Origin of the sequence: Mycobacterium dioxanotrophicus (assembly GCF_002157835.1) — a bacterium.
Classification (GTDB): Bacteria; Actinomycetota; Actinomycetes; order Mycobacteriales; family Mycobacteriaceae; genus Mycobacterium; species Mycobacterium dioxanotrophicus.
Genome location: NZ_CP020809.1, coordinates 1,282,697 through 1,294,467 on the forward strand (window position 1 = coordinate 1,282,697; position 11,771 = coordinate 1,294,467).

Genomic DNA, 11,771 nt, shown 5'->3' on the forward strand with positions numbered 1-11,771 from the left:
GAACCGCGGCGTTCTACCCGAGTGTGGTGCTCCAGCAGTCGATTACCGACTGCGTTGGGCGCGCAGCATGTTGGCGATTTCGATTGCATCGCCTTCAGGGGCGTCCGATTTGCGTTCGGGCTTGGCGATGAGGAGGTAGGCCAGTCCGGTGATGACGACGACGAGCAAACCGATCAACGCGATCCACCGATCGAAGAAGTCCGCCTGTGTGTTGTCGGGACGGGCGAGGATCACCATGGCGAAGATCCCGTAGGCGAGGGCCAGGATGTTGACCGGCAGACCGAACCTGCCGAGGTTCCAGGATCCGGCGGGCCGCCAGCCCTTCATCCGGGCGCGTAGGGCAGCGAAGACGACCATCATGAAGGCGACGTAGATCGCGAGCGTCTGGAAGCCCGCCAGCCGGAACAATGAGTCGGGGGAGAAGTACACGAACACCACGACGAGGGCGGGCAGCACGTTGGTGATCAGCAACGCGCTGACCGGCGTGTGGTGCCTGCCCGCGGTCTTCGAGATGACGTGGCTGCCGGGGAACATGCCGTCACGGGCCATCGAGAACACGAAGCGGCTCACGGCAGTCTGTTGTCCCATGACGCCGGCGATGAACGAGATCACCGCGATGAGCAGGAAGATCTTCGATCCCACGGTGCCGAGGGTCGCCTGCAACATGGTCGGAATCGGGTTGGTCTCCTGGCCGGAGAGCACCTCATCCAGATTGGGCGTGGCCAGTGCGAATCCCGCGAAGGCGACCATCGCGGCGCCGCCGCCGACGGTCACGGTCAGAATCATCGCGCGGGGGATGGCACGAGCGGGGTTGGGCGTCTCCTCGGCCAGTTCGCCGCAGGACTCGATCGCGCCGAAGAGGTACAAACCCACCAGCGAGGCGCCGAGCATGGCGTAGAGCAGGCCGTGTTCGGAAGCCTTGCCGAGTGTGGAGAAGAAGATGTCGAACGAGTTCTTGCGCTCGAAGATGAGCAGGTAGGTGCCGACGCCGACCACGCCGGTCAGTTCGGCAACGAGGCCGATCTTCGTGATGAAACCGAGCGCCTTCGTCCCGCGCAGGTTCAGGATCAGACAGAACACCAGCACGCCCAGAGTGATGACGAGCCGCTGCAGCGGCGAGGCCGTGACCGACGGCTGCTCGGGTGTGCCGAGGAACAGGCTCGCGATGAAGTTCGAGCTGAACAGGGCGGTGGTCGTGATCCCCATGGTGATGCTGCCGACGTAGACCCACGACATCTGCCAGGCGTACTTACCGCTCCAGAGCCGGCGGGCCCACTGGTAGATACCACCGGCGATGGGATACTGCGACACGATCTCGCCGAACACCAGCGCGATGAGGAGCATGCCGACGCCGACGATCGGAATCCACCAGATCGCGGCACCACCGGCTGCGGCGATGCCCATCGCGAAGATGGACACGACGCCCACCATGGGGGACAGATAGAGGAATCCGAGCGCGAAGTTCGAGAACCAACTCAGACTGCGTTCGAGTTGTGGCTTGTACCCAACCGCGATGAGGTGCGCTTCGTCGCTGTTGTGGGCGGCACCGGCGGCGCTGGGGGCGTCGTGTGGTCGGTGTTCCGCGCTCGGTGCGGATTCGTCGATAGTGGACATGGCCATCTCTCGTTCGGTGATCGTGGTGCACGTCGTCGACCGCCATACCGGGCTGGCGTCCTACATTCGTCGGAAGCCGTCGGACTAACGGTCAACGTGGTGTGACCTCAGTCTCTCTGCGGACACGACCCTCTGGAAAGACACGTGGTGGGTGTTAAATTTCGGCCGAACGTACACGTTTTGGGCATTTCGCGCCTCAGTCGACATCTCGCTGCACAACGTGATGAATACGGTGTTTCCCCTCTTCGACTGTCTGGAGTTCGAGCGCCTCGACGACGGTGGGCATGGGCATACGGCGAACCCGCCATGACTGGTCGACCGGCTCCGCCTCGGATGGGCGGACGTCCGCGTGGCTTGCCCGGTTGAACACGAGAGTGCGTGCATGCAATGGCATTCCCAGCCGGCACGCGGATCATGGAGAACGTGATGCGAATCTGGTTGCTGTGCGCCCCGCTGCTGCTGGGCGCGGCCGCGGTTGTGACGGCGCCGATGGCGTCAGCAGGCGCCGATGATGTCATCAGCGATCTGGAGGCGCAGGGCTACACCGTGCAGATCAACTGGACCAACGGATTCGACACCAAGCCGCTGTCGGAGTGCTGGGTCACCGGCGTGAACAACCCCGGCAACCAGAAGCCCGGTCCGGGCACGTTCGTCACGGTGTACGTCGACGTTGCGTGCCCCAATCACGATTACTGAGAGGCTACGGGCTGACGGGCACCGTGGTGACCGGCGATTCGCCGGAATGTCCACCGCTGCTGGAACTTCCGCCACCGGAGGACCCGCCGGACGACCCTGACGAGCCACTGCCGGACGACCCCGATGAACCGCCGCCGTACGCCGGCTCCTGCTGATAGACCGTGGTCTGCGGGGCCTCATGTGTCGGTGCGGCCGTCTGAGCCGGCGGCGTGTAGGCAGGCGCGGTGTAGGTCGGCTCTTCTTTGGGGGTCACCGGCGCTACGGAGGTCGTCGTCACGGTGTGTGTCGGCGTCGACGGCTCCGTCGGTGTTGAGGTCGACGGCACTGTTGTGGTCGTCGTCGGCACAGTCGTGGTGGTCGTTGGCGGCGTCGTGGTCGTGGTTGGCGGGGTCGTGGTCGTGGTGGTCGTTGGCGGCGTCGTGGTGGTGCTCGTGGGCGGAGTCGTCGGCGTGGTGGGGAACGTCCACGGCGGTGTCCACGGCGGCACGAGTGGCGGGACCGGAATGGGGACCGGGATCGGCGCCGGAATCGGCACCGGGACCGGCGCGGGCGGAACCTCGATGGGCGGGGGAGCCGGTGCGGGCTGTGGTGCCACGGGCACGGGGTTCACCGGCGCTTGAACCGGCTGATCGTTGCTACGCACGTTCGGCACGACGGGGGCCGCAGGCGGCGGCGTCAGCACCGACACCGGCAGTGCCACCGGGTCCGCCTGGTGGGGAACCGGCGGAAGGTAGCGGCCCGGCACCGTGTTCGCCTGCGTGGGCGGCACCGGCTGGGCGGCGACGTCGGCGGTGGGCCGGACGTTGATCGCGACGGTGACGGCCAGCGTGGCGAAGCTCACCACCACGAACATGACGGCACTGCCCATGAGCAGCATCCGCGGCGCCGGTGGTGCGATGGCGGTCGTGTACTCCGCCTCGTCCTCCTGCTCGGGGACGAACTCGCCCAGCGGTTCCATCGGCATCTCGTCGGCCCACGGCTCCTCGCCGCCCTCCTGCGAGTAGGCCAGATCCGGACCGACGGCGCCTTCGGTTTGTGCGCTTGCCGGCGCCATCTGCGTGGCGTCGCCCGCGGTGGGCGCCATCTGAGTCGCATCGCCAAGAGGGGCCATCTGCGTGGCATCGGCTGCGGCAGGCGCCATCTGTGTCGCGTCGAGCGCGGGCGCCATCTGTGTCGACGCCCCGGCCGGTGCGAAGCCCGAGCCATCGGCGGTCTGGGCTGCGCCGCGCGCAATCGCGTAACCGGCATCCGGCGCCACCTCGACGGGCGCTGTCGAACGCAGTTCTGCGGCAACGGAATCCAGGTCCAGGCGTTGGCCGACGAGCATCACCCGCATCGGGGCCGCGGCCGCGGGCACATGTTGCAGGACCGCCGCGCACGCAACGGCCGCACCGGCGGCTCCGAGCGGTACCGATGCCAGCGTGGACGTCGACTGCTCGTCTTCGCCGACCACGGTCAACGACACGGTGTCGTCGTCGGCCAGCAGCAGTGCGGCGTCCGCGCCGGCGCTGCGGGCCAATGCCGCTGCGGCCTCGGCCTCGGCCACCGCCTCGACGTTCTGCACCCCGGCGCTCGCCACTCGCTGACGCAGGGTGTCAGCAGCCGACGGGTCGGGCAGGCACAACCGCGTCGCGGCGACCCGGTTGCCCGATTCGGTCACCTCGCGGTAGGTGCCGATGATGGTGTCGGCCAGTTCCGTCATCGCATCGTCGGACAGGTCCAGCGCGTACTGGTCCAACAATTGGCCGCCACTGGCGGGCGAACCGACCATCGCCAGGCGGGCGACCCGCCCGGCGACTGCCACCCCGAGGACTACGTCCACCGGTTACCACTCCTCATCTCACGCATATGTTGGGCGTACGACGCTTCTTGCCCCGTGCTGCGCTTTTCGACTCCTCAAAGCTACCGCACAGCCTCGGTGAGCCCGGCCGGATGAAATCGATCACGGTCGGCACTGCTTGTGCGCCAGAGCAAAAGTGAGCACGCTGGTTGAATCGTCTTGCGACGTCACTCATAGAAGGGAATCGGTACGTGAGCGACCAGCGTTACGACGCGTCCGCCACCGTCCAGTTGGCGACCACGGCTGCCCCTGTCGTGGCGCGGTCCCCACGTGTCGGCTATGTCCCCAGCCGGGCGAACAGGGTGCGGGACGGGGTGGCCGTCGCGCTCCTCGTCCTCGCTTTGTTGCTCCCGTGGAACCTCGAATTCGGCGTTGGCGTACCGGACAGCGACGCGACGACGTTCGTCGTGCTGGCCGTCGTGACGCTGTTGGCGGTCGCGGCCGCAATCGCCCCGCACGTCGGGCCGTTCCGGCTCAACTCGGCGCAACCGGATGTCCGGCGCACCGGCGGGGTCCGGCTGCTGCTGAGCGTCGCCTACCTCGTCGTGGTCATCGGGTTCGTGGTCTTCCATCTGGTGCAGACGGTCCACAGCGGCGGTACCGGTGCCGTGCCGCCGGGAGTCGGCCCCGGCATGCTGCTCGGCGTCGCGGGCGCGCTGCTGGCAGCACAGCCGCCCATCACGTCGATCACCATCGAGCACAACAAGTTTCGCCGCTGGTATGCGGTCGCGCGGATCATCGGTTTCATCTCTATCGCGTTGGCGACGCTGTCGGTCGCGTTCAACCTGTATTGGCGGCTGCGGTATTTGTTCGTCACCGATGTGGCCTTCGGCGGCCATGATGTCGCCGTCATCGTCACGACACTGCTCTACGGCGCGGAAGCGATGATCGCGTTGGTCATCGCCTCGCGCTGGCTGACCGAGCGGACCGCCGCGGCCCGGCTGGCCACCACCGCCATCGGTGTCTCGGGTGCCGTTGCGGCGACGCTGGTGTGGCTGCTCGGGGTCGGCCGAGACATCGACGCCTTTCACGGCATCGCGGAGAACACCTCGACCGCCGCGGTGGGGTACGAGGGCTACCTGGCCTGGGCGGCCGCCGCTGCGATCGTCGCACCGACGACGCTGTACGCCGTCCTGCTGATCAAGCCGCCGACCATCGGCGCCTACCGCGGGGCTGCGCAGAAGTGCCTGACGCTCATCGCGTTCTGGTCGTTCGCGGCCGCGGCGCTGCGCGTCGTCGACTATGTGATCGCGCTGTCCTTGGACCTTCCGCGTGCGCTGTACGACAGCGTGGCGATGACGGTGTTCAGCCTCGTGACCGGGTTCATCGCGCGGTGGCTGCACCGGCAACTGGACCGGGGAGTGATCTCGGCGACGGTGACCGCCGCGTTCAGCGCGGTGTTGTTCGTCTTCACCGTCGCTGACGTGGCGATCGGCGTCGCCCTGGCACCCCGGTATGCCGAAGCGGCGCCCGCGGCGATCTACGGCAACAACCTGGCCCAGCAGATCACCAGCACCTTCGACGTCGCGGTGTGCGTGCTGAGCGTCACGGTGCTGGCCGTGATGCTGTTCACCGGCCCGTTGGCCGGTTACCTGGTCCGTCGCGACGCGCGGACCGCCAAGCCCGCAAAATCCACGCCACCGCCCGCGGCCGCCGACGTCTCCGCGCCTCCGACGGTCGCGCGTCAGCCGCAAGCCACGGCCATGCCGAGAATCGCACGTTTGAAGGACGATTCGACGACGGTGCTGCCCGTGGCGCCGACCACCGAGTTCCAAGCAGCCACGACGACCCTGCGCATCCAGCGTCGGCCCAGTTCGGGATGGCCGCCGCCGTCAGACGGCGGCTCGTCGCGCCCCGGCTAGTCGCACCGGGGCCAACCAGACGCCGCCAGCCGGTCGCGGACCCGGTCGACGTCGAGCGGGCCGGGCAGCTCGTCGGTGATCTGCATGATCAGCGCCCCGATGTCAGCCTCGTCGAAATCGCCGAGGCCCATCAGCTCTCCGGCGATGGTTCGGACCTCGTCATCGGTCAAGCGGCGCCGCAGCAGCGCGAGCAGCGGAACTCGGTCCGGGCCGGGAACACCCTCCGGGTAGCCGGCGGTGATCCAAGCCACGATCCTGGCGAGAAACGTGTTCAGCGCTGGGCCAACTACTTGTGCGACCCGTTGCCGAACAGGTAGACGCCGGTGCGGTGGCCGATGAAGTTGTTGGCGATGAACAGCACGCCGGTGATGACGACGACCACTACCAGAGCGAAGATCGCCCAGCTGAGGCCGAGCATGAGCCGGGCGCGACCGGAGTTCGACCGGCCGTCGGCCGTGGCGGTGATGTTGAGCCGCAGTCCGAGGGCGAACAGCGTCGGCACGGCAGCACCCAAAACCAAGCCGAACAGCAGGATCTTGCCGACGGCCACGAGATTGATCCAGTGGTTCATGTGATGTCCCTACTTAGCCTCGACCGTGCCGGTCAGGCTGCCTTCCCAGGCGTCGTTGACGTTGTTGTGGTCGATCGGTGGCTTGCGTGACTTGATCCAGATGGGCACCGCCGACCCGACGAGCACCAGGAATCCGATGAGCGGGCCCAAGAATCCGCCGATCCCGTGCACCAGGTAGTAGGTCAGCGCGCCGACCAGGCCCGCGGCAGGCAGCGTGATCAACCAGGCCGTGGCCATCTTGCCGGCGACGCTCCACCGCACCTCGGTGCGCCTGCCCACGCCGCTACCGAGGATCGACCCGGTGGCCACATGCGTGGTCGACAGCGAGTATCCGAAATGGCTCGACAGGAGAATCGTTGCCGCCGAGGCGCATTCGGCGGCCATGCCCTGCGGGGCCGCGGTGTCGACGAGGCCCTTGCCCAAGGTGCGGATGACGCGCCAACCGCCGGACAGGGTGCCCAGCGCGATCGCGATCGCGCATGCGACGACGACCCAGAACGGCGGCATCGTCGCGGACTCGGCGACGCTGCCGTAGGAGATGAGGGCCAGGAAGATGATGCCCATCGTCTTCTGGGCGTCGTTGGTGCCGTGTGCCAGTGAGATCAGCGACGCCGATCCGATCTGGCCGTACCGGAACCCGGCGGCGGTGCGGTCCTCGGGCAGTCCGCGGATCAGGCGGTAGACCAGCCAGCTGGCGATACCCGCCACGACGCCGGCGATCAGCGGGGACAACACGGCGGGCACGATGACCGTCGAGACGAGTCCGTGCCAGATGACGCCGTGTCCGCCGACCGCCGCGATCATGGCGCCGACGATGCCGCCGATGAGGGCGTGCGACGAGCTCGACGGGATACCCAACAGCCAGGTGAACAGGTTCCAGACGATCCCGCCGACCAGGCCGGCGAACACCAGCTCCAGGCTGACGAGATTGGCATCGACCAGGCCTTTCGCGATGGTCGCCGCCACCGCGGTGGAAAGGAACGCCCCGACGAGGTTGAGTACTGCCGAGAGGCCGACAGCGGTCCGTGGCTTCAGTGCCCCGCTCGCGATCGACGTCGCCATCGCATTGCCGGTGTCATGAAATCCGTTGGTGAAATCGAATATCAGTGCCGTGATCACGACGATGCAGAGCAGGAGGAACTGTAAAGACACGGTAAACAATTGTGGAACAGCAATGGTGTGAAAACCTAATTAGCTGGCCGAGGGCTGCATCACTATCGCCCGGGCGGGGGCCTGATAGCCCATTCGTCAGGACTTGCGACCAGCCACCAGATAGACGACGGGAACTACGCCCGACGTGCTGAGCAGCCCGAGCGCACCACCCCAGGCCCACTTGGGACCGTTGACGTGGTCGGCGTCACGGCTTGCCAGATCACGCAGGGCCCAGGCCCGCAGGCCGGCGTCGACCGCGGCTAACCCGATGATGGCCACCTTGGCGGTCGGGGACAGGTCGTTCCAGCGCTTCTTGGTCACTGCAGACATCCTTTCGGCGGGACGCGCGATCACCATCCACCGTACGGCTACACCGAGACCGGCTGGCGCTGATCACGATTGGCCGTAGTGCTGCGCACCTCGCCGGCCAGAAATGCCAGCGCCACCGCCGCGAGCGTGGCACCGATCCACGCGACGGCGGGGTAGCCGAGGCCCGCGCTGATTGCGATGCCGCCCAGCCATGGCCCGGCGCTGATGCCGACGTTGAACGCCGAGACATTGCCCGCCATCGACAGTGTCGGGGCTGCCGGCGCGAGCCCGACCACCCGCGAGTTGAGCACCGGATTGGTCCCGAAACCAGCGATGCCGAGCAGGAACACGCCGACGACAACCGGGACGACGTGAGATGCCGTCACCGCGATGAAGACCGACGCGACGAGAAGTCCGGTGAACCCTGCGGCGAGAACACCCAGCGGTCGACGATCGGCGATCCTGCCGCCGAAGACAATCCCGACCACCGACCCGACGCCGTAGGTCAGCAGCACGAACGGCACCCACTGTGGCTGCAGTCCGGTGGTGCTCGTCAGCATTGCGGCGAGATAGGAGAAGGTCCCCAGCAGCGCAGCGGTCGACACCGCCGTCATGCTGTAGGACAGCCACAGTCTCGGTGTCGCGAGCCCACGGATCTCCGCTGATGCGCGTGCGGGCGTCTCAGGTCGCCTGTCGCGTACACCGAACAGGATCGCCCCACCGGCCACGACACTCAATCCGGTGATGGCCCAGAAGGTCCCGCGCCAGCCCAGGTGCTCGCCGATCCAGGTGCCTGCCGGCAGTCCGATCACCATGGCCACCGTCAGCCCGCCGGCGACGATGCTCATCGCCCGACCGCGCAGTTCCGGGGCGACCACGGCCATGGCGGCGCTGCTGCCGACGGCCCAGAACCCGGCGTAGACGAACGCTGCCACAAAGCGGGTGGTGAACAGGATGGCGTAGTCACTCGTCAGGGCACCGACGACATGGGCCGTGATGAACACGGCGAGGAAGGCCAGCATCGTCAGTCTGCGCGGCAGCCGCAACGTCGCGATGGCGAGCACCGGCGCGCCGACGAGCATCCCCAGCGCGAATCCCGAGATCAGCAGGCCTGCTTGCGGAATGCTCACCGACAGGTCTGCTGCGAGCCCCGGTATCAGGCCGGCCAGGACGAGTTCGCTTGTGCCCTGGGCGAATATGGCGAATCCGATCAACCAGACCGCGGCCGGCATCAGAGCATCGACCCGCCGGTCGCATCGATCCACTGGCCGGTGACCCACCGTGCGTCCTCGGATGCGAGGAAGGCCACGATGTCGGCGATGTCTTCCGGCTGAGCGACCCGGTTGAACGGTGACTGTGCCGCTACGGCGGCGCGGCCCTCGGGGGTGGCCAATCGCGCGGCGTTCATGTCGGTGTCGACGCTGCCCGGCCCCACGGCATTGACCGTGATGCCCCGGGGCGCAAGATCTTTGGCCAATGTGGCGGTGAAGGCGTCGATCGCGGCTTTCGACATTGCGTACGTCAGCAGTTCGGGGATCCGCATTCCGTGGGTGAACCGCGTGGAGAGATTGACGATTCGTCCGCCGTCGCGCAGTCGACTCAGGCCTTGCTGCGTGACGAATACCGGCGCTGTGGTGTTGACGGCGAACACATTCTCGTATGCCTCGCGGGTGAGGTCGGTGAAAGAGGTGCGGCTGCCGAGGATTCCTGCATTGTTGACCAAGATGTCGACGCCCTCGTCGTGCTCGTCGAATGCCGTCCACAAGCGCTCCGCATCGCCGGGTTCGCCGAGTTTCGCCCCGAACGAGAACGCCGACCCGCCGGCCTCGCGGATCTGGTGGACGGTCTGCTCGGCGGCCTCGGCGCGAGTGCCGAAATGCACGCCGACCCGGGCCCCGTCGGCCGCAAGACGCTGAGCGATCGCGCGTCCGATCCCGCGGCCACCTCCGGTCACGACTGCCGTCTTTCCTGTCAGCGTTGACATGCTCAACCTTTCTTTAGTGGGCGTTACATAATTCGACGGTAGCACATTATGGAACGAGCGCTATAAAATGAGTGGATGGCGACAACGCGCGGTCGTCCGCGGTCATTCGATCGGGACATGCTGCTGGACAAAGCGATCCGGATGTTCTGGACCAACGGTTACGAGGCCACGTCGGTCCGTGATCTGACCTGTGAGCTGGGCATCGCTGCACCCAGCCTCTACAACACGTTCGGCGGCAAGCAGCAGCTGTTCGCTGAGGCGGTGGAGGTATATGACCGGGTGTACGGCGGATTCATCGACGCCGCCCTCGCTGAAGAGCCGACCGCGCAGCTGGCCGCGGCCCGCATCTTCACCGAGGCGCCGGCACGGTACACCCGCCGCGGCCTTCCGGCGGGTTGCCTGGTCGTCAGCGGCGACGCAGGCACTCCCGATCCCGTCGTGCAGCGAGCCATGCGCAAAATCCGGGAACGCAAGGTCGCACAGTTCGCCGACAAGGTCCGCGCCGACATCGATGCCGGCCGCATTGCCGCCGACGCGAATCCCGAAGCCCTCGGCCGGTTCGTGATGGCGGTGCTGAGCGGCATCGCCCAACAGGCCCGGGACGGCATATCCCGGACGAAGCTCGATCAGCTCGCCGCGGTCGCCGTCGACCTCGCCATCACGTCGCTGGGGCGCGCGCGGTGATCCAGTAGGCGCTTGCCAGGATGAGGACGCACCCGATCGCCTGCCATGCCGAAGGCACCTGGCCCAGGACTACGGCGGCCAGCAGAAGTGCGCCGACCGGTGTCAGCAGCAGCAGAGCAGAACTGACTTCGACCCGTAGCAAGGGACTGCTCAGCGCGACGAGCAGCCAGCCCAGTACCTGGCCGCAGATCGCCGTGAGCGCGAGCCAGCCCGCCGGCCCCCAGCCCGGTATCAGGGTGACGCCACCCCAGAGGGCACCACCGATCAGGGCGGCGGCCGCCGCGGATCCCATGATCGTCACGTACGACTGGACCGGCGGTTGGTGCGGCCCGCCGCGGCGGAGCAGGAACAGGAACGCCGAGTAGCACAGCGCCGCCAGCGCGGAATGGATCGTCCCGGCGATGGGCGCCGTCCCCGCCACGCCGGATTCGAAGACGCCGCCGGTGAGCACCGTGCCCAGCACGACGACCGGCAACAGCGCAACGAACCGGGCGCTCAGCGGCTCCCGGTCGATCAACCGCGCGAGCAGCGGCACCATCACCACCTGGGTGTTGACCAGCACGGCGGACAACCCCACGCCGACCTCGTAGATCGCCTGGGTCCAGAACAGTGCATCCGCTGCGAACAGCACTCCCGCGGCGGCCGCCCAGCCATATTGGCGAGCGGTAGGCGCTCCGCGGTGGCGTCGTTCGGCGACCGCGAGCGGCACCAGCAGCGGCAGCGCGAACACACATCGGAAGAACGACGCAGTACCGGGCGAGGTGGCCGACAGTGCCACGAACAGGCCCGACGTCGACACTGCGAATGCACCAACGGCCGCGACCGGCACGGGCCGCTCCGCAATCGCATTCAGTCCTCGGACGACGTTGAGCATCACTGCCCGATGGTAGAAACGCGCAGGTGCTCTGCGCATCGCAATTACGCTGACCTCCCACAATGCCGCGAACCCGGCGCACGGAGTCTGTTGGTGCACAACGCAATGCGAGAGTCCGAATAATCAGTAGCGAACCCCTGTGCGCCCGCGTAGCGTTCTGCGGGCCCGGTGATGTGAGCCGGACG

General features: G+C 67.3%; 12 protein-coding genes. 3 read left to right on the forward strand and 9 right to left on the reverse strand.

From position 1 onward, the window contains the following. Positions 1 to 42: 42 nt before the first annotated feature. On the reverse strand, positions 43 to 1,614 hold the full coding sequence (locus tag BTO20_RS06305) for an APC family permease (RefSeq protein WP_087081690.1): 1,572 nt from the start codon (positions 1,612 to 1,614) through the stop codon (positions 43 to 45). Between the two features lie 387 nt (positions 1,615 to 2,001). Here BTO20_RS06305 and BTO20_RS39195 point away from each other — a divergent pair, with 387 nt between their 5' ends. Then, positions 2,002 to 2,310, forward strand: coding sequence for a hypothetical protein (locus BTO20_RS39195; protein ID WP_157680148.1), 309 nt, complete (start codon positions 2,002 to 2,004; stop codon positions 2,308 to 2,310). Between the two features lie 4 nt (positions 2,311 to 2,314). Here BTO20_RS39195 and BTO20_RS06315 read toward each other — a convergent pair whose 3' ends face one another. Continuing rightward, the gene (locus tag BTO20_RS06315; protein ID WP_232491062.1) at positions 2,315 to 4,132 is read right to left on the reverse strand and encodes a hypothetical protein; all 1,818 of its coding nucleotides are present in this window, start codon (positions 4,130 to 4,132) and stop codon (positions 2,315 to 2,317) included. A 209-nt stretch (positions 4,133 to 4,341) separates the two neighbouring features. On the opposite strand from BTO20_RS06315, the gene BTO20_RS06320 reads away from it, so the two are divergent. After that, positions 4,342 to 6,012, forward strand: coding sequence for a DUF7937 domain-containing protein (locus BTO20_RS06320; protein WP_087074311.1), 1,671 nt, complete (start codon positions 4,342 to 4,344; stop codon positions 6,010 to 6,012). Here the strand turns inward: BTO20_RS06320 and BTO20_RS06325 are convergent. The 6 genes from BTO20_RS06325 to BTO20_RS06350 form a co-directional block, all read right to left on the reverse strand. Beyond that, positions 6,009 to 6,287, reverse strand: coding sequence for a DUF3349 domain-containing protein (locus tag BTO20_RS06325; protein WP_087074313.1), 279 nt, complete (start codon positions 6,285 to 6,287; stop codon positions 6,009 to 6,011). The two genes, BTO20_RS06320 and BTO20_RS06325, sit on opposite strands and share 4 nt — an antisense overlap. Positions 6,288 to 6,298: 11 nt before the next feature. Next, complete coding sequence (locus tag BTO20_RS06330; protein WP_087074315.1) at positions 6,299 to 6,583, reverse strand: hypothetical protein; 285 nt, start codon at positions 6,581 to 6,583, stop codon at positions 6,299 to 6,301. 9 nt (positions 6,584 to 6,592) lie between these two features. Continuing rightward, positions 6,593 to 7,735, reverse strand: coding sequence for an inorganic phosphate transporter (locus BTO20_RS06335; protein ID WP_087074317.1), 1,143 nt, complete (start codon positions 7,733 to 7,735; stop codon positions 6,593 to 6,595). 96 nt (positions 7,736 to 7,831) lie between these two features. Then, positions 7,832 to 8,056: a hypothetical protein gene (locus BTO20_RS06340; protein ID WP_408632156.1), complete on the reverse strand. Its 225-nt coding sequence runs from the start codon at positions 8,054 to 8,056 to the stop codon at positions 7,832 to 7,834. 47 nt (positions 8,057 to 8,103) lie between these two features. Next, positions 8,104 to 9,276, reverse strand: a complete 1,173-nt coding sequence (locus tag BTO20_RS06345; RefSeq protein WP_087074319.1) for a Cmx/CmrA family chloramphenicol efflux MFS transporter — start codon at positions 9,274 to 9,276, stop codon at positions 8,104 to 8,106. Continuing rightward, positions 9,276 to 10,028, reverse strand: a complete 753-nt coding sequence (locus BTO20_RS06350; protein ID WP_087074321.1) for an SDR family oxidoreductase — start codon at positions 10,026 to 10,028, stop codon at positions 9,276 to 9,278. The genes BTO20_RS06345 and BTO20_RS06350 overlap by 1 nt, the downstream gene beginning before the upstream one ends. A gap of 75 nt (positions 10,029 to 10,103) precedes the next feature. Between BTO20_RS06350 and BTO20_RS06355 the strand changes: the two genes are divergently transcribed. Next, a complete protein-coding gene (locus BTO20_RS06355) occupies positions 10,104 to 10,712 on the forward strand; it encodes a TetR/AcrR family transcriptional regulator (RefSeq protein WP_087074323.1) in 609 nt (202 codons plus the stop codon). Here BTO20_RS06355 and BTO20_RS06360 read toward each other — a convergent pair. After that, positions 10,687 to 11,586, reverse strand: a complete 900-nt coding sequence (locus tag BTO20_RS06360; protein WP_087081696.1) for a DMT family transporter — start codon at positions 11,584 to 11,586, stop codon at positions 10,687 to 10,689. The two genes, BTO20_RS06355 and BTO20_RS06360, sit on opposite strands and share 26 nt — an antisense overlap. Positions 11,587 to 11,771 lie beyond the last annotated feature (185 nt).

Bases quoted from the DNA above. Each gene is read 5' to 3' on its own strand.
- BTO20_RS06305 (WP_087081690.1), bottom strand. From the start codon at position 1,614: ATGTCCACTATCGACGAATCCGCACCGAGCGCGGAACACCGACCACAC.
- BTO20_RS39195 (WP_157680148.1), top strand. From the start codon at position 2,002: ATGGCATTCCCAGCCGGCACGCGGATCATGGAGAACGTGATGCGAATC.
- BTO20_RS06330 (WP_087074315.1), bottom strand. From the start codon at position 6,583: ATGAACCACTGGATCAATCTCGTGGCCGTCGGCAAGATCCTGCTGTTC.
- BTO20_RS06345 (WP_087074319.1), bottom strand. From the start codon at position 9,276: ATGCCGGCCGCGGTCTGGTTGATCGGATTCGCCATATTCGCCCAGGGC.
- BTO20_RS06350 (WP_087074321.1), bottom strand. From the start codon at position 10,028: ATGTCAACGCTGACAGGAAAGACGGCAGTCGTGACCGGAGGTGGCCGC.
- BTO20_RS06355 (WP_087074323.1), top strand. From the start codon at position 10,104: ATGGCGACAACGCGCGGTCGTCCGCGGTCATTCGATCGGGACATGCTG.
- BTO20_RS06360 (WP_087081696.1), bottom strand. From the start codon at position 11,586: ATGCTCAACGTCGTCCGAGGACTGAATGCGATTGCGGAGCGGCCCGTG.